We start from the raw sequence: 17168 nt of genomic DNA, 5'->3' as shown, positions 1-17168 counted from the left end.
GATTTATAAGGGATTGACTATAGAGTTATTATGATGCGCCAGTAATTATATCACTGGCAATGCTGGTAAATGCAAAGTTTTAGTTTGTACCTAAATGGCTTTTCTTTATATTAGAATTTTGGATTTGAGTATATTATCTTATGGAAGCAAACGGTACTGCAGATCATTAATACTATTTTTACTCCGTTGAATCTACACCCATAAGATGCTGCCACTGCGCTTGCACCAATGCCCGCGTCTCTTGCCACAGTGATTCATCAACCAATAATGACTGCTCGGACAAAGCCAATTGATGAGTGGCGGCGCGTATGCGCAGATAAGCATCGGTCAAATCCTGACATACTTGCTCCTCCCAAATACCGAGTGCCGCGACTTCTTCAAAAATACGCACATTGTCGCTCCACTTCGTCAAACTTGGGTGATCGTGTGAATAGGCCAATACCGCAAACTGTGCCAAAAACTCAATATCTACAATGCCGCCCGCATCTTGTTTTAGATGAAATTTACCCGCTTGTTGCTGCCATTGACTGGTGCCCAGATGTTTTTGCATTTTTATGCGCATACTGGTGACATCGATTCGAACTTGCTCAATCGTACGCGGTAGTGCCAACACATCTCGGCGAATATCACAAAAAAGTGCTGTCACTCGTTTGTCCCCACATATTGCCCGTGCTCTCACCAAGGCCTGATGCTCCCATGCCCAAGCTTTTTCGAGCTGGTAGGTCTCAAACGCATGACAAGAAACCACCATCATACCGGCATTACCAGATGGGCGCAGGCGCATATCAATATCATAAACGCGTCCATCACGAGTTTGCGTATTGAGATAATTCATCAGTTTTTGCACCAGACGAGCAGCGAACTTCATGCCACTCACTGATTTTTCACCCGTGGTCATTCCCTGCTCTTTTATCTTATGTAAAAACACCAAATCCAAATCAGAAGAATACGATAATTCAAGACCGCCAAGTTTGCCATAACCGATAATCGCAAAACCGCAATCGGCTTCAGTGACCGGATCACCATCTTGACCGATAGGATAGCCATAGCGTTTGACAATCTCTGCAAAGGCGCGCTCAAGTGCTGCCTCTAATACCACTGCCGCGATATAAGTGAGTGAATCAGACACTTTCATAATTGGCCGTTCAGCCAACACATCACTGGCAGCAACAGCCAGTACCTGATTTTTTTTGAACAGTCGCAATACGCTAAGCAGCTCTTCTTCGTCGTTAGGCTCTACACGCAGTAGCTGCTGGCGCAAGATATCATGCAGCTCTAGCTTGTCTGGCAAGTGACGGTAGCGCTGTTGTAAGAAAGTATCTAGCAGTACTGGGTAATGCGCCAGCTCTTTTGCAATCCAAGGGCTAGCTGATAGCATTGGTATCAGCTCAATGGTTGCATTGGGGTTTTCGGCAATCATGACCAAATAAATAGAACGGCGGCAAATCGCTTCTAGTAAGGCAATCAAGCGTGGCAGAGCGGTATTGGCCAGCTGCTGCTGTTCTTGATGCGCCAGTAACGCATGGACAATCACAGGATACGCATCATCCAGGCGCTCTCTGGCTTCATCACTCAAGTTGGCGACCATCTTTGATTGCCAAAACTCTTGCAACTGCGCGCGGTTCTCTTCTGTCAATACTTGATCCAAACTGGCAATTTGTTCTTCAAAATGAACTGGTTCGAGCTCGGTATCTTCTTTAGCGGGAACCTGACGTTCGGTCACCATGCGCTCAAATGGTATATTTACATTGTTTCGATGACTGTTCAGTGTGTTCAGCAATGCCTGCCAATCTTCAAACCCAAGGGTAATGGCGAGATTGTGCTGCCAATAGTGGTCATGGGGTAAGCGCTGGGTCTGCTGATCATTGATGGCCTGAATGCCATGCTCAAGTCGACGCAAAAAGCGATAGGCCGCTTGCAGCTGCTCATAAGTTGACAGCTCTAAATATTTGAGCTCATATAACGCCTGCATGGCTTGTAAACACGACTTAACCTGTAGCTGTGGATGCCGACCGCCATAAATCAATTGGAAAGCTTGTACGATAAACTCAATATCTCGAATCCCGCCCGCACCCAGCTTAATATTATCCAAATCTTCACGCTGCGCCACTTGGTTCTGAATCAAAGACTTCATTTCTCTGAGCGCTGAAAAAGCACTGTAATCGACATAATAGCGAAAGACAAAAGGCCTAATGAGCGCTTGTATTCGGTCATAAAATGGCGACTCTATTTGTCCCACTACACGCGCCTTTAACCATGCAAAACGCTCCCATGCGCGCCCATGCAAGGAAAAATACTTTTGCAAGGCGGATAGATGAATAGCCAGATCGCTGCCATCACCCCACGGCCGCAAGCGCATATCGACACGAAACACAAAACCATCAGCGGTATTGTTATCCAATAGCTTGATAATCCCTTGACCAAGCCGGGTCATAAAACGCTTGTTATCGATGCTGCGAGTGCCTTTTGCTTTGTCACCATCGGTAGCGCCGCGGGCTTGATGAACAAAGATAAGATCGATATCACTCGATAAGTTCAGCTCGTGAGCACCAAGCTTACCCATCGCCATAATCGCCATGTCATCAGTTTGAACGTTGCCTTGCTCATTGATGAAGGTTGGCTTGCCATAGCGGGTCACCAGCTCCTGATAGGTATATTCCTTGGCGAACGAAATACAACCATCAGCAAACTCAGACAGCTCATCGGTCAATTGCTCGAGGGCAATCATACCGAGGGCATCTTGCCAAATCCAGCGCATCATCAGCAGCATGCGTAAGTGTCGTAGGCCACTCATGACCTTGGCTTCATTAGCCAGTTGGTAGTTTTCATCCAAGGTATAATCTTGTATCAGATCATCAATTTGCTGACGTGTTAAGGTATGATCAAGTGGATAACTGCGTAAAAATGTCTGACAGGAGGCGGTTCGGCTCTGCCAAATCTGATAAGCAAACTCACTCGCCGTCTGCAATACTTGGATTTGCGCCGATGTCGGTTGATAGTCATTATTATTGGTTGCAGCTGATGGCATAGTAATAAACGTTCCTTGCAATATAAATTATAGCGAGTGTCATTTTTATTATAATAGCATGAAAATTTTATGCTCAAAGCTATGCTAAAAAAACATATTACCATTTTGGAAAGTTGCGCTAAAAACTCGTGCTACCGATGAAGGTTATCTGATGATGAAGGCTATCTTATAAAGAATAAACATCTCAAGCTATAGGACTGATGCACATGTTCATCAAAACAGTGTCAAAAAGAACTGCCATTATATAGTCAGTTCAATTCAAAAATCATACAGCAAAACTGAGACAAATTTTTCGCAGCCTCTGCCAGCACAGACACAGCAAACAAGAAAACAAGAAAACAAGAAAAATGTGTCTCAGTTCTGCGTTACGACACCATGTACCTATTTTATTGAGAATCTACTATAGTAGGCTTTGCATTTTACGACTTGAACAACAGATTTGATGAGAAAAAAAACAAATCGTAGAATGGTATAATAATGAGCAAATCAAATATCGAGAAAACTTTGTTGAAGGTTTTGAAAGTATACCGGCTGTCTTTTTTTGCCAATACATGGCGAAATTGTCTAACCTAGAATGACTAGGCGTCAAAAATTTCACTGCGTATTGTCTAAAAAATAGCCACTGCCAGTGCCACATTTGAATGTTCAACAGACCCTAATACTGATCCATACCTTCAATAATTGAGTGCTAATCCTTATTATCAACAACTGCTAAACAGCGATACCACATTTATGACTACAGATACCCCGCTACTACTTGTTACAGCCGATCCCAGTCATCCGCTTGCCCAGTTAGCCTTACGCTATGCTCGCGCCTATCTTAAGAGCACAGTCATGAATACTAAGACAACGGATAGTGATGTTTCTAAACAGCAGGCTATCTTGAATGTGTTTTTTTATGCAGATGGTGCTCACACCGCCAATCGCTTACGTTGGCAGTCAGCCGAACAAATCGACCTCACTCAACAATGGCAAAATCTGGCTAAGCAATATCAATTGCCATTACCTGTCTGCGTCAGCACTGCCCTCAGTCGCGGGATTAGTGATCGCGAAAATGGTGCTCGCCATCAACTTGAAGGGGACAACCTAGCAGCAGGATTTAGCTTGGTTGGGCTGAGTGAGTTGGCAATGATGATGCAAAGCAACTGCCGCCTCATACAATTCTAGCAACGCATGATTGACGGTATTCTGTTTGACAACTGCTTGTGACAACCAACCTTTGGAATAAACCATGAAATTACTGATTCAGCTGCGGACACCGACAGAAATAGCAAGTTATGAAGGTTGTGCCCTCGCACTGACGCTGGCAACTTTTGGTCACGACGTCCAGCTTTATTTGGATGCCCCTATCTTTGGTTTATTAATGCAACCAACATCGCGCTTACATGGCATGATTCAATCGCTTGAGCTGTATGACATGCCAGCGGCGTGGCTACCTGCGGATGTATTTAGTGGATGGCTCACCGGTATGGTGCCAACCGATTTGGCTAGCCAATTAACTCCAATGCCTGAGGTCATTGACTCCCAAGACTTTGAGCAAGTACTCACTTTTTAATATCATCATACTATCGTTAAATGACACTCTCTTTGACCAATCAAAATATAACCAACAATCGGATCCATTATGGCCACCTTATACCAATTACATAGCAGCATGGATAAGCTCGAACGCAGCACAGAAGAGCTATCACGCACGTGGCACACAGGCGACAGTATCTTATTACTGGGCACGACTGTCGCTTTTATTGATTGGCTCAATGCCTCTTTAGGTGAAAATGATATCGATGGTATTGCGGGTGTTTATGCGCTCTCCGATGATGTGGCACAGCTAACGCCGAACATAGCTACGCAGCTCAACCTAGCGGCCAAGCTAACCGGTCTGCTAACGGATGATGAATGGGTCACTCTGACTCAAGACAGCCAGTTTGATAAAGTGGTGACGGTTGCCTTATGACTAATGATGTCCTTACTACCGCTACCACGTCTGCTGAAACGGCAGATAATATTGCGCTCGATCAAGACGGCCATTTATGTGATCACACTATTTGGTCGCCTGCGATTGCGCAGCAGCTGGCAAATACGTTGGATATCAATTTGACAGTGGAACATCTAGAGATTCTGCAACAAGTGCGAGCCTTTTTTACTAAGTTTAATCACGCGCCAGCGACAAGACCGCTCATTAAGTGGTTACAAAAGACCTTGCCAGAGCAGGATATTAGCAATCAGAAACTCCAGCAATTATTCAATACTGGCTTGGTCGCCCGTCATGTCAATCGTCTTGCTGGACTACCGAAGCCGCCTAATTGCTTATAAAGTAGCACTGATTGCTGCTCGCGTTCAGACGTTTAAAGCATGACTTTCAGTAAAAATCAATCAGTATATCAGCCGCTACTTTGGGTCATAAACCTTTAGCGTGTCATACCCAACACTGCGACCTTCATCACCCGCAAAACCCTGCTGACGCCATATCTCATACAGACATATCGCCACGCTATTGGACAGATTCAAGCTGCGTGAATCTGCCAGCATAGGCAAGCGCAACCAATGATCAGCGCCGATACTTTCACGAATATCATCCGCCAATCCTGCTGTTTCAGAGCCGAATACTAAAGCAATATTGGGGGGCGATGTCAGCGCATCTTGCTCATTGTCAGCAACTTGCCCACTAAAATTATACTCATAAAATGGCTTGCTCAGCTTGGTGGTCAATGCTGTGATGACATGACAGTCCGATGCTATAAGCGCTTGCCTAGCAGCTGCCCAATCGTCATGTACTTGCAGATGGGCATACTCATGGTAATCTAATCCTGCACGGCGTAGTTTTTTGTCATCAAGCTCAAACCCTAATGGCTTAACCAAATGCAACTGCGCCCCACTATTGGCACATAAACGAATAATATTGCCAGTATTACTGGGCATTTTTGGTGCTACCAGCACGATATGAATAGTCATTATCACTCCATCAATTGTCTGAACATCATTATTTTAGTGCTATCGCCAATCCTATATAAACAGATTTAGCTATCGGGCTCGTTCAACCCACTACTGCTAGTAGCTTTTGCTAATGGATTCGCTCGTTGTCTTTATATAAAAATTACCTTGAATGGAATATATATGCCAAGCGTAATCAAAAGTTACAGTTTACTGGCAAAAATTACATTTTGATACTGGGCACAGATTTTAACTTTCTTTATTATGGCTTTACTGGATTGCGAGATAATATACACACATTGTTGTCGTATCCTGTAATCCTTCAGTGAGGCTTAAGCAAACTGCTTAGCATCGCTGTTATTATTTATAACCACCTATCTATTTTGAGGAAATTATTATGAAAAAATTAATCATTGCATCTTTGACGGCTATGTTTGTATTGACTGGTTGCAACACTTTTAAAGGTCTAGGTCAAGACGTATCTAGCGCTGGCGATGCTGTAACTGGCGGTGCTCAAGACGTACAAAACAAAATCTAATTATTCATTTATTAGACTTGTTTTTAAAAGGCTTACCATTTGTTTGGTAAGCCTTTTTTTGCTTTGTTACATTATTTCTTTTAAGTAGTCATTTCAGAATATCTAAAATAAGCAGTTTTCTATTATAAGAACGCTCTTAATATTTGGTTGAGGTATCTGCTGCCTAATGCAGTCGGTTTTAGATACTGACGATCATCCACGAGTAACCCCTGCTTGATTAGTTTATTGATTTGCTCAGCGATACTGTCATAGCAAAGCCCTGTTCGAGCCTCAAACAATGCCCATGACACCCCAGCATGTAAACGTAGTGCATTGAGCATAAATTCGCTGACCAGCTCATCACTATCAATCTGCTGCCAACCAATCATTTTTGGGAAATTCTGGCTGGTGTTAGATGGGTCAGTAATATCTTGATAGTCGACATAATCCTTCGGTAAGCGTGACTTACTAAAACGATAAATACCTGATTCTGCTAATAACTCACTACCTTGACCTTCGTGACTTTCTACAGTCACCTTACCATGAGCACCTGCGCCAATCGCCAAATAATCACCAAACTGCCAATAATTGACATTGTGGCGGCACGGCTTATCGGAAGCGCCAGACCATGCCGACACTTCATAATTATCGTAGCCCAATTGCTGTAGCAATGCCTGACCGGCTTGCTCAATATCAGCGAGGCTGTCCTCATCGGGCAAAATAGGCTGACTGCGGTAAAACACCGTGTTAGGCTCAATCGTTAGCTGATACCATGAGATATGGGTCGCGCCAGCAGTGTGTGCGGTTTGAATATCATTTAGTGCTTCGGTTAAACTTTGCTGCGGCAAGCCATGCATCAAGTCGACATTGACACGCTCAAACCCAGCACTCCGTGCCGCCTTAATGGCTGATAACGCTTGCTTGGGATCGTGTATGCGCCCGAGAGTTTTAAGCTTATCTGCAGCGAAGCTTTGCACGCCAATCGACAAGCGATTGATACCAACATCCAAATACTGAGCAAATGGCGCATGTTCAAGCGTACCCGGATTGGCTTCCATCGTAACCTCAATGTCATCTGCGAATATAAAACACGCACGCAAGCCAGCAAATAAACGCTGATACTGCGCAATCGGTAGTAGCGATGGCGTCCCACCGCCAATAAATATCGAGCCAATCTCACGTCCTTGAGTCAACGGCTGCTGCATTTGAGCATCCAATAACAACGCATCGACGTATTCGTCATACATCGATAGCTGACTGTTTACTGGTAGCTCATGCGAATTAAAATCGCAATACGGACACTTCTTTACACACCATGGAATATGAATGTAGAGGGCTAATGGAATATCCATCGCACTTATATCCGTCATATGATCATCGCTATTGATAATATCGACGCCGTTACTCTCTTTTAAATGGCTTTCAGATTCAGTTTTGGGCATAGATAGACTTATTGATTATTGAGCTATTATTATACAGTCGGTTCACTATAGTTTAGATACAAGGAAGGCGCGTGAAAATAATACAAATAGTAGACTAAACGAGCCTGACACCGTATCTGACTTATGTAGGATTGACTATAGCTATAAAAAGTATCGCTAGGATAACGGTTAGAAGCCTTAATGAAAAGCATCATGACAACAAAATAACTCACAAAACCACTCACAAAATCCATGTTAATACTGGCATCTGACAGGCAATATAATCGTTACTGATAAAAATCGTTCGCTATAAAGCACCGCTAATAATAAAGGGATACAAGATATGGCCTATTGGCTTATGAAATCAAACCCAAAGTTTTTTAGTATTCACGATTTGCAACGCTTAGGCACAGAAGGTTGGGATGGCGTGCGCAACTATCGAGCCCGTAACTTTATGCGCGATGATATGCAAGTCGGTGACAAGGTGTTCTTTTATCACTCTAGCGCCAAGCCTTCTGGCGTTGCTGGTATCATGACCGTCAGTAAAGCCGGCTATCCGGACCCCACACAGTTTCATCCGGAACATCGTCACTACGACCCTATCGCCACCGAAGATGAGCCAAGATGGTATATGGTAGATGTCACCTTTGAGCAAGCGTTTATAGAAGTATTGCCCTTATTAGAACTCAAGTTTTTGCCTGCACTTGAGGATTCATTATTGCTTAGAAAGGGCTGTCAGCAGCTAACCGTCATTCCTCTAGAGCCCAAGCACTGGCACGCTATTATAGAGATGTCGGATCATATGGATTTATTGTGAGATGATTTATTGTCAGATGATGATCATCTTGGGCGGTAACTATTGGGTATACTTTCTCTGACATCAATTAACACTTATCCCTGCGCTCGTCGTTTAAATTTTGCTATATTTATTAGCAGATAACAACATCTCCATACTCAACAGTAATATCTCATCTTTTTATAACTATCATATTTCAATTATCAGGACTCGTTTATGAGCGCACCCAAACTAGTATTGTCTTTATTAACCGTTAGTATGCTTGAGCGCTTGCGGCAGTGATGGCGATAAGGTCAAAGAAGAATACGACCGCGTAGAAGATCAGGTTAAAAACGAATACGATCGTATAGAAGACAAAGTCAAAGAAAAATATAAAGAAGCCGAAGATAAGCTGACTGATGACGAAAAAAGTATGGCAGAGATTTTAGAATCTGTGTTTTTACCAGAGGAATCATTTGATAATTTCTTAGACAAGCTCACTCCAGAAGGCGGACGAGGCGGCTTATATGTCGGACACTTCATCGAGCTAAACGACGGTGATAGTAATGACATCGATATTGGTGCGGTCTACTTCGATATCAGTGAGCAAGGTGCGGGTAGCGTCGATGGCAGCTTTAGTTATCAGCAGCAAGCTTGCCAAGAAAACAACGCTTTGGGCATCAACTCAGGGCTAAAAGTCGACAACTATATCGCTGGCAAAGTGACTGGTAGCCTCGATACCTTGGAGTTTTTGGACGTTAAATATGTCAGTGACTTAGGCTTAGAGACACCAAACTTGCTCACCACTTTTGCAGGTAGCTTTGAGGAAAAACAAGCGGGCTCACCGTGGAAAGGCAGTTTTGAATACCTAGATGGCTTAGGCGGGCAAAAACTGTCCAGCGGTGAGGACAATTGCAAAGTGACTTATACGTTAAGCGATCGCGCCAATTTTACCACTTATCCGCTCGATTATGACCTTAGTAAAATGAACCTCGATGTAACGGGCAATGGTAGCCAAAAAATCGTCACTTGGCAAAACCCCATCAATACTCAGCACCTATTGGTCAGTCAAATTGATGTTAATAAAGCCGAGTCTGGCGCTAATGGTTACGTGCAAAACTTAGTATTGAGCAATCGTGAGACCCAGTTTACACCTGTGATTCCTAATAGCTCAACCAACTACGCTATTGTGGTGCAAGCATTTGATGCTAATAATAAGTTGATCGGCTATCAAGCAGTGGTACAAGATTTGCCAGAATCCCTGTAGGCCTAAGCCATGTAAAAGTCTGGATATAGGCACAATGTTATATGAATCTAGGCACAGTTATATGAATCTAGGCACAATGTTATAAATGTTATAGATGTCGCTCAGCATTATAAAACCTTCCTAAAACGTTGACATACTTGTCTGGCTTCTTTACCATCCTATCTACTTATGACCTGTCAATCTATCACTTGGATTGACGGGTTATTTTTATTTGAGTGTCTTCACTTTTAGTATCATATTTTTATTCTAATACTTAGGGTCTGTTGAACATTCAAGTGTGGCACTGGCAGTGGCTATTTTTTAAACAATACGCAGTGAAATTTTTGACGCCTAGTCATTCTAGATTAGATAATTTCGCCATGTATTGGCAAAAAATAGCCCTGCCCTGAAAGGCTGATACTAAAATCACCCCAAACGTTGTTGTAAACCTAGCTAAGGTCTCGACATTATCGTCGGTTTACGACTAGTTTGGGACGATTTTAGCAATCAGCAGTCCTAATATTTGAATGTTCAACAGACCCTAGTTTATATAGACTTTCTCGTCTTATTAATCGTCGCTACAACACTCCGGTTACTGTCTCGCTATTGAGTGGTTGATGGCAGTATTTGTCTATCAACACTAACCACCGTGAATCATAAAAAGTTGCTAATTATGGCGTTGCCAATATCCTTTACTGATTTTAAAAGCTACAGTTTACGCTTAGGCGTGCTCGCCTTACCCATCTTGATTACTCAGTTTTGCCAAGCGGCACTGGGTGTCGTCGATGCCATCATGGCAGGTCAAGTTTCTGCCCTTGATTTGGCGGCGGTCGCTGTTGGCTCTGGTATCTGGCTACCATTATTTTTATTAGCGACAGGTATTTTAATCGCCACTACCCCTCTCATTGGTGAAGCAATCGGACAAAATAAACACAGCCAAGTACCGCACATCACCCAGCAGTCTTTATGGACAGCAGGCGTCATCGGTATTCTTGGGTTCATTATTGTCAATCTTGCACCCAATGTTCTTGGCATCATGGGTGTCCCTGAGAATATCCAACCAATAGCGTCGCAATATTTACATGGGGTGTCGTTTGGTTTCCCTGCACTGGCGGTCTATGCCGTGCTACGTAGTTATTGTGAAGCGCTTGGGCGACCAGAGCCCGTGACAATCATTAGTATCATTGGCCTACTCGCTGATATCCCGCTCAACTATATCTTTATCCATGGTCTGTTTGGTATGCCAGAAATGGGCGGTGCAGGCTGCGGGGTCGCAACGGCACTGGTATTATGGATAAACGTCTTATTATTGGCCACTTATACCAGCTTTACTAAGCGCCAGCAATTTGCCAGCACGCGCTTCTTTTATGGTTTTGCGAGACCCAATCGCACGCAGATAAAAAAACTGCTGAAGCTTGGCATTCCAATTGGTATCTCTATATTTTTTGAAGCCAGTCTGTTTAGCTTGGGCGCTCTTGTCATTAGTCCATTGGGTGAGCTGGCCACCGCGTCGCATCAAGTCGCATTAGCGGTAACCTCGCAGCTGTTTATGATACCGATATCCGTTGCCATGGCGCTGACTATTATGATATCGAATCGCTTTGGTGAAAAGAACCTACTCACGCTGCGCCATGTGCAAGCGACTGGTCTTATCTGGACTGTCCTGATTGCCTTCGTGTGTATGCTGGGTATTTGGCTGTTTCGCCCACAACTGGCAGCGGCGTTCACAGACAATGTAGAAGTCAGAGCACAAGCCATGCACCTCCTCATCTTTGCGCTTGCTTATCAACTATTTGATGGTTGGCAGGTCAATGTCGCGGGCATACTGCGCGGCATGCAAGACACCACAATACCAATGTGGGTCACGCTATTTTGCTATTGGTTGGTTGCCTTGCCCCTTGGCATCTATTTGGTGCGTTTCACCGATGTGGGCGCGCAAGGGTTTTGGATGGCCTTAATCACTGGTCTTTTCTTATCTTCGATTCTGCTCACCCTGCGTCTACGCTATCAACAAAAGCGCCTCAGGATACTTTGGGCTTAAAGTTGCTATAGTCGGTTCAATATAATTTAGATACAAGGAAGCCGAGCGAAAGTACTACAATTAGTAGACTAAGCAAGGCTGACACCATATCCAACTTATATAGGATTGACTATATCATTTTTATCTAATTTTAGTCTTTAGTAAGTAGCGTCTAGTAACCAGTACTGGCGCTACCTCGTCACATAGACTATGATAAATCATTAGCATTTCTTACCCACAAGAAAAGCTTACGTCAAAATATGTAAAATTTCTCAGTTAACAACTGTACATTGATTGCTCATTGCCGCGAATCTAGGTATCATTAGCAATTACTTAGACAATATTTCGTTACACTATTTCTCGAATTTAGTACAAGGCATTATAAAAATTATGGATATTGAAAAAATACGTACCCTAATCGCCCTCATGGAAGAAAGTGAACTGGTCAATTTAGAAATCAGTTCAGATGATGAGCATATTAGCCTAACGCGGCACTACGATACGCCAGCGCCAACCATGATGGCTGCGCCTGCTGCTGGAGTAGCACCTATCGCAGCTGACGCTAAACCGGCGGTAAAAGCTGGTAGCGTTGAGACGTCGCCAATGGTCGGTGTTTATTATTCAGCCCCTAGCCCGAGTGATCCGCCGTTTGTGAAGGTCGGACAAAAAGTGCAAGCGGGCGATACGCTTGGTATTATCGAAGCCATGAAAATCATGAATCCCCTTGAAGCGACTCAAAGTGGTGTCGTTGACGAAATCTTGGTAGATAACTCTGAAGTCGTACAGTTTGGTCAGCCTATCATTCGCTATAAAGCGTAATAAGATTCGCCATACTTTACATCGTTATGATTGACATTGCGCTATTAGTCATCGCACCCCATCATTGCATTTGATGATGCCCATCGATGACTGATATAGCGACTGCATCATTAACTGCCGCTTCGACAAGGATGACCCCATGATAAAAAAACTGCTCATCGCCAATAGAGGTGAAATCGCTCTACGTATTGTTCGTGCCTGTAAAGCGCTAGGAATCGAAACTGTAGGCGTTTATTCAACAGCTGATGCTAACTTAATGCACCTGCGTTTCGTTGATGAAGCCATCTGTATCGGCAAACCCAATGCCAATCAAAGCTATCTTGATATTAATACTATTTTGACAGCAGCAGAAATCTCTGGTGCTGATGCTATCCATCCCGGCTATGGTTTTTTGTCTGAGAACGCTGAATTTGCAGAGCGTGTTGAAGAGGCAGGCTTAACCTTCGTCGGTCCTAATGCGGATCATATTCGCCTGATGGGTAACAAAGTCTCTGCTATTAATGCCATGAAAAAAGCAGGCGTCCCTACCGTACCTGGCTCTGTTGGAGCAGTGACGTTACATAATGCTGAAGAGCAAGCACGTAATATCGGTTTTCCACTGTTGATCAAGGCGGCCTCTGGTGGTGGTGGTCGTGGTATGCGAGTGGTTGAACGCTTTGAAGATATTATCGGTCAAGTACAGGCGGCAAAGCAAGAAGCTGAGCTATGGTTTGGTGATGATACCGTCTATATGGAACGCTACCTACAAAATCCGCGCCACGTCGAAGTACAAGTACTGGGCGATGGTAATGGTAATGCAATCCATCTATATGACCGTGATTGTTCATTACAACGTCGTCACCAAAAAGTATTAGAAGAAGCCCCTGCCCCTGATATTCCTGATGATGTGCGTGAACCTATCTTAAGAGCGTGTGTCAAAGCTTGCGAGCTTGTTAAGTATCGCGGTGCTGGTACGTTTGAGTTTTTGTTTGAAAATAACGAGTTTTTCTTTATTGAGATGAACACTCGGGTACAGGTAGAGCATCCAGTTACCGAGATGATTACGGGTATTGATGTCGTCGTTGAGCAGCTAAAGATTGCGGCAGGTTATGGTTTGTCTTACCGTCAAAGCGAGATCGAAATTCAAGGTCATGCGATTGAGTGCCGTATAAATGCTGAAGATCCAGCGACCTTTATGCCTTGTCCGGGTACCGTCAATCAGTTGTTTGCGCCAAGTGGTGCTGGTGTTCGTTTTGACTCTCATCTCTATCCCGGCTACGAGATACCAACCTATTATGACTCGTTGATAGGCAAACTGATCTGTCATGGGCAAACTCGCCAGCAAGCGATTTCTAAGACGCTACACGCACTTGATGAATTGGTGATTGAAGGTATCAAAACCAATATACCGATGCACCGTGATGTGATTTTAGCGGATGATAAGTTTGTGCAAGAAGCACAAAACATCCACTATCTAGAAAGAGAATTATTGACCGCGCAAAAAGCCAAAGCAGCCTCTTAATTCACAACTTTCGTTTTCTGCAAAAATAAAGCGAACCGCTATTAGCATTGATATCCCCATTAAAGAACCCGCTATCTACTAAGATGGCGGATTCTTTAATGGGCTCATGTAAAATAAAAATCTTCTTTAGAGCTCAGTATATCAATATGACTTAATCAAAAATTATGGCAATACTCTATTGAAGTTCATAAAGCATTCTTTGCCATCAGGGTCGGCGCACCACTGCATTTGGTTGCCATCATGGTTCAAAAACGCTATCAGCGCCTCATCTGTCTGGTCAACCTTATTACCTGAGCAGTCTACTTCATTATTGTCATACACCGTTCTAATGGCAATGACAGGCAAGCCCTCTTCGCGATGAGTGACCAAATAGCGACCGTACGTCCATTCTTTACCGCTGACCGCCCACATCTCATTGTCAGCACCAAAGTTATATAACTCGCGACATTGATTGGCGCGCGCAGCAGCATCTATCAAGTTGCTAGCGCTGTTCGGCTGAATATTTAGGACACGCTCTTCGCTTTGGGTAAGGATGCCACCATCTGTACCAGCGGTTATTTTTGGCTCGTCGCTTTTGCCATTTTGGGTATTAGCCAAAGCCGCTTGCCGAGCTTCTGCCTCTTTCGTCATGGTAATACTACTGTCTAAATCTATTTCCCATTGTCCAGCAATGGCAGGACTAATATGCGTCGTAATCGTCGGCTTACTAACTACTTCGCCATTCGCTGGCAAGGAGGCCAGAATAGAGGCCAATGTAAATGAAGCAAATGATATCGGTTCCATAATTAACCTTTTTATTTATAATAATAGAGTAATACGAACATTAGCGTAAGTCTTAGACACCAAAAACACAAGTAACATTATGCTATTGGCTTTTACCATTCGTCCAAGATCTTATCTAATGACACCTTACTTATCTTATCATAAGTTAAGTGATTGCTATCTCCGTGAGTTTCAACCACTCAAACAATAACGCCATGGCTCTCATTGACGAATCGCAAAGAATCATGACGTTATGAGTGTGCAGTATTAACGCTACGAGCGCACTATGTACTACTGTTAAGATATTAAGCGGTCGTAGTGCTGATTGCTTGTGCAAAGGCAGATAACGCGCCTTTTAGCATGGCTGATACCGTACTGCTACAGGTACCAATACCAGAATACACGTCCCCATCGACATTCAATTGAATATAAGCGGCAGCATTGGCATCGGTCTTATTGTCGCTATTGGTATCATCATCGATACCGTTACCATCACCATTAATATTGTTGTGCTGCGGATTGATGGCGTGCTCAGCATAATTGATGATGTGTAGCGACTTGCCAGTGTGCTGCGCTAGGCCATTGATAAATGAGGACAATGGGCCATTACCCGTACCATCAATAGTAATGATATCGTCATTCATCTGTACTTGACCGTTAAAATAAACCTGTCCGCCTTTATTGTTCACGCTGTAATCGAGTAGCTCAAAGCTACCTTGACGTAAATAGGTGTCTTCAAAGGTTTGTAAGATTTCATCATTTTGTAGTTCGCGCGCCACTGTCTCAGCCTGCTGCTGCACCACGCGACTAAAGTCGATTTGCATCCAACGTGGCAAGTTAAAGCCATAGTTGCGTTGCAAGATATAAGCAACCCCGCCTTTACCAGACTGGCTGTTAATACGTACTACATCTTGATAGCTGCGGCCAATGTGCGCCGGATCGATGGGTAGATAAGCCACATCCCAAACATTATCCGTTTGGTCTTTGTGCTGCTCGTTATAATCGAGAGATTTTTTGATGGCATCTTGATGCGAGCCACTAAAGGCGGTAAAGACCAGTTCACCAACATAAGGATGACGTGGATGAAGCGGCAAGTTATTGCATTCGCTAACCACTTGGACGATTTCGCTCATATTGCTAAAATCAAGCTCAGGATCGATACCTTGGCTAAACAAGTTCATCGCCATTACCATGATATCCATGTTACCGGTACGCTCACCATTACCAAGCAACGTCCCTTCGATGCGATCTGCACCTGCAAGTACCCCTAGCTCGGCAGCCGCAACGGCACAGCCACGATCATTGTGCGTATGCAGACTGACAATCACATGCTCACGCATCGCAAGATGACGACAGAAATACTCAACTTGATCGGCAAAGACATTGGGCATGGATGCTTCGACAGTCGCTGGCAAGTTAAAAATCACCTCCTGACCATGCTGCGGTTGCCAAACCTCACACACGGCATCGCAAACTTCTACAGCATATTCAGTCTCTGTCTGGCTAAAGCTTTCTGGCGAATATTGAAACACCCACTCTGTCTCAGGGTACTTTGCCGCGTATTCCTGCACTAGCTTGGCACCTGTGATAGCAATCTCTTTAATCTCAGCTTTGTCCTTGCCATAGACTTTTTCACGTTGGACGCGGCTGGTTGAATTATAGACATGAACCACCGCCCGTTTTGCGCCTTTTAACGACTCAAACGTACGCGCAATTAAGTGCTCACGTGCTTGTACCAAAACCTGTAACGTCACATCGTCAGGCACATGATTTTCTTCGATTAGTTTACGGGCAAAGTCAAACTCTACTTGCGCCGCGGATGGGAAACCAATCTCGATTTCTTTAAAACCCACATCAACCAAGGTCTCAAAAAAGCGCATTTTTTGTTCAATGGTCATTGGATCGATCAGAGCCTGATTACCATCACGCAGATCCACACTTGCCCATATTGGTGACTTTTCAATCGTTTTGCTTGGCCATGTGCGATCTGGCAGTGACGGCGCAAACGCAAATGGACGATACTTTTTATAATCAAAAGCGGTGCTTTTTGGTGTCATCTTAGCACTCGGCGTGGCTGCAGTGCGTGTGGCTTGGTCAGACATAATCAATCCTTAGATAATATGGAGATTTATATTTTAGCGGGTAAGG

The 17168-nt window shown here is 44.0% G+C and carries 15 protein-coding genes; 10 read left to right on the top strand and 5 right to left on the bottom strand.

Annotated features, from left to right (window positions below; genetic code table 11):
• Positions 1-178: 178 nt before the first annotated feature.
• On the bottom strand, positions 179-3028 hold the full coding sequence (gene glnE, locus AAEY79_RS10395) for a bifunctional [glutamate--ammonia ligase]-adenylyl-L-tyrosine phosphorylase/[glutamate--ammonia-ligase] adenylyltransferase (RefSeq protein ID WP_352288262.1): 2850 nt from the start codon (positions 3026-3028) through the stop codon (positions 179-181).
• Positions 3029-3760: 732 nt separating this feature from the next.
• Here glnE and tusD point away from each other — a divergent pair.
• From tusD to AAEY79_RS10375, 4 genes are all read left to right on the top strand, one after another.
• Entirely contained in the window at positions 3761-4195 is a 435-nt protein-coding gene (gene tusD / locus AAEY79_RS10390) for a sulfurtransferase complex subunit TusD (protein ID WP_201566733.1), read from the top strand.
• 64 nt (positions 4196-4259) lie between these two features.
• Complete coding sequence (locus AAEY79_RS10385; RefSeq protein WP_201566736.1) at positions 4260-4583, top strand: hypothetical protein; 324 nt, start codon at positions 4260-4262, stop codon at positions 4581-4583.
• Positions 4584-4652: 69 nt separating this feature from the next.
• On the top strand, positions 4653-4982 hold the full coding sequence (locus AAEY79_RS10380; RefSeq protein WP_201566740.1) for a hypothetical protein: 330 nt from the start codon (positions 4653-4655) through the stop codon (positions 4980-4982).
• Entirely contained in the window at positions 4979-5341 is a 363-nt protein-coding gene (locus AAEY79_RS10375; RefSeq protein ID WP_201566742.1) for a TusE/DsrC/DsvC family sulfur relay protein, read from the top strand. Before AAEY79_RS10380 ends, AAEY79_RS10375 begins: the two co-directional genes overlap by 4 nt.
• 75 nt (positions 5342-5416) lie before the next feature.
• Here the strand turns inward: AAEY79_RS10375 and AAEY79_RS10370 are convergent, their stop codons facing one another.
• The gene (locus AAEY79_RS10370; RefSeq protein ID WP_201566745.1) at positions 5417-5980 is read right to left on the bottom strand and encodes a tRNA (cytidine(34)-2'-O)-methyltransferase; all 564 of its coding nucleotides are present in this window, start codon (positions 5978-5980) and stop codon (positions 5417-5419) included.
• A gap of 376 nt (positions 5981-6356) precedes the next feature.
• Here AAEY79_RS10370 and AAEY79_RS10365 point away from each other — a divergent pair, with 376 nt between their 5' ends.
• A complete protein-coding gene (locus tag AAEY79_RS10365) occupies positions 6357-6497 on the top strand; it encodes an entericidin A/B family lipoprotein (protein WP_037025595.1) in 141 nt (46 codons plus the stop codon).
• 122 nt (positions 6498-6619) lie between these two features.
• Here AAEY79_RS10365 and hemW read toward each other — a convergent pair whose 3' ends face one another.
• Complete coding sequence (gene hemW, locus AAEY79_RS10360; protein ID WP_201566773.1) at positions 6620-7846, bottom strand: radical SAM family heme chaperone HemW; 1227 nt, start codon at positions 7844-7846, stop codon at positions 6620-6622.
• Positions 7847-8240: 394 nt separating this feature from the next.
• Here hemW and AAEY79_RS10355 point away from each other — a divergent pair, with 394 nt between their 5' ends.
• From AAEY79_RS10355 to accC, 5 genes are all read left to right on the top strand, one after another.
• On the top strand, positions 8241-8714 hold the full coding sequence (locus tag AAEY79_RS10355; protein WP_201566747.1) for an EVE domain-containing protein: 474 nt from the start codon (positions 8241-8243) through the stop codon (positions 8712-8714).
• A 241-nt stretch (positions 8715-8955) separates the two neighbouring features.
• Positions 8956-9939 carry a hypothetical protein gene (locus AAEY79_RS10350; RefSeq protein ID WP_201566750.1) on the top strand — a complete coding sequence of 328 codons (984 nt, stop codon included), beginning with the start codon at positions 8956-8958 and terminating at the stop codon, positions 9937-9939.
• A 652-nt stretch (positions 9940-10591) separates the two neighbouring features.
• A complete protein-coding gene (locus AAEY79_RS10345; RefSeq protein ID WP_025652781.1) occupies positions 10592-11959 on the top strand; it encodes an MATE family efflux transporter in 1368 nt (455 codons plus the stop codon).
• A gap of 369 nt (positions 11960-12328) precedes the next feature.
• Complete coding sequence (gene accB, locus AAEY79_RS10340) at positions 12329-12757, top strand: acetyl-CoA carboxylase biotin carboxyl carrier protein (protein ID WP_201566752.1); 429 nt, start codon at positions 12329-12331, stop codon at positions 12755-12757.
• 139 nt (positions 12758-12896) lie between these two features.
• Complete coding sequence (accC, locus tag AAEY79_RS10335) at positions 12897-14258, top strand: acetyl-CoA carboxylase biotin carboxylase subunit (protein WP_025652783.1); 1362 nt, start codon at positions 12897-12899, stop codon at positions 14256-14258.
• Positions 14259-14420: 162 nt separating this feature from the next.
• On the opposite strand, the gene AAEY79_RS10330 is transcribed toward accC, so the two are convergent.
• Positions 14421-15041: a hypothetical protein gene (locus AAEY79_RS10330; RefSeq protein ID WP_025652784.1), complete on the bottom strand. Its 621-nt coding sequence runs from the start codon at positions 15039-15041 to the stop codon at positions 14421-14423.
• Positions 15042-15325: 284 nt separating this feature from the next.
• Positions 15326-17122 carry a 2-isopropylmalate synthase gene (gene leuA, locus AAEY79_RS10325; protein WP_025652785.1) on the bottom strand — a complete coding sequence of 599 codons (1797 nt, stop codon included), beginning with the start codon at positions 17120-17122 and terminating at the stop codon, positions 15326-15328.
• Positions 17123-17168: the final 46 nt, after the last annotated feature.

It is taken from the genome of Psychrobacter sp. GW64-MNA-CIBAN-0177, assembly GCF_040309585.1.
Classification (GTDB): domain Bacteria; phylum Pseudomonadota; class Gammaproteobacteria; order Pseudomonadales; family Moraxellaceae; genus Psychrobacter; species Psychrobacter okhotskensis.
The sequence above is the reverse complement of the archived record's forward strand: the minus strand, read 5'-3'. Positions and strand labels throughout refer to the sequence as shown.

What these genes read in the sequence shown, in the direction of transcription:
- glnE (WP_352288262.1), bottom strand. Translation starts at nt 3,028, where the DNA reads ATGCCATCAGCTGCAACCAATAATAATGACTATCAACCGACATCGGCG.
- tusD (WP_201566733.1), top strand. Translation starts at nt 3,761, where the DNA reads ATGACTACAGATACCCCGCTACTACTTGTTACAGCCGATCCCAGTCAT.
- AAEY79_RS10385 (WP_201566736.1), top strand. Translation starts at nt 4,260, where the DNA reads ATGAAATTACTGATTCAGCTGCGGACACCGACAGAAATAGCAAGTTAT.
- AAEY79_RS10380 (WP_201566740.1), top strand. Translation starts at nt 4,653, where the DNA reads ATGGCCACCTTATACCAATTACATAGCAGCATGGATAAGCTCGAACGC.
- AAEY79_RS10375 (WP_201566742.1), top strand. Translation starts at nt 4,979, where the DNA reads ATGACTAATGATGTCCTTACTACCGCTACCACGTCTGCTGAAACGGCA.
- AAEY79_RS10370 (WP_201566745.1), bottom strand. Translation starts at nt 5,980, where the DNA reads ATGACTATTCATATCGTGCTGGTAGCACCAAAAATGCCCAGTAATACT.
- AAEY79_RS10365 (WP_037025595.1), top strand. Translation starts at nt 6,357, where the DNA reads ATGAAAAAATTAATCATTGCATCTTTGACGGCTATGTTTGTATTGACT.
- hemW (WP_201566773.1), bottom strand. Translation starts at nt 7,846, where the DNA reads ATGACGGATATAAGTGCGATGGATATTCCATTAGCCCTCTACATTCAT.
- AAEY79_RS10355 (WP_201566747.1), top strand. Translation starts at nt 8,241, where the DNA reads ATGGCCTATTGGCTTATGAAATCAAACCCAAAGTTTTTTAGTATTCAC.
- AAEY79_RS10345 (WP_025652781.1), top strand. Translation starts at nt 10,592, where the DNA reads ATGGCGTTGCCAATATCCTTTACTGATTTTAAAAGCTACAGTTTACGC.
- accB (WP_201566752.1), top strand. Translation starts at nt 12,329, where the DNA reads ATGGATATTGAAAAAATACGTACCCTAATCGCCCTCATGGAAGAAAGT.
- accC (WP_025652783.1), top strand. Translation starts at nt 12,897, where the DNA reads ATGATAAAAAAACTGCTCATCGCCAATAGAGGTGAAATCGCTCTACGT.
- AAEY79_RS10330 (WP_025652784.1), bottom strand. Translation starts at nt 15,041, where the DNA reads ATGGAACCGATATCATTTGCTTCATTTACATTGGCCTCTATTCTGGCC.
- leuA (WP_025652785.1), bottom strand. Translation starts at nt 17,122, where the DNA reads ATGTCTGACCAAGCCACACGCACTGCAGCCACGCCGAGTGCTAAGATG.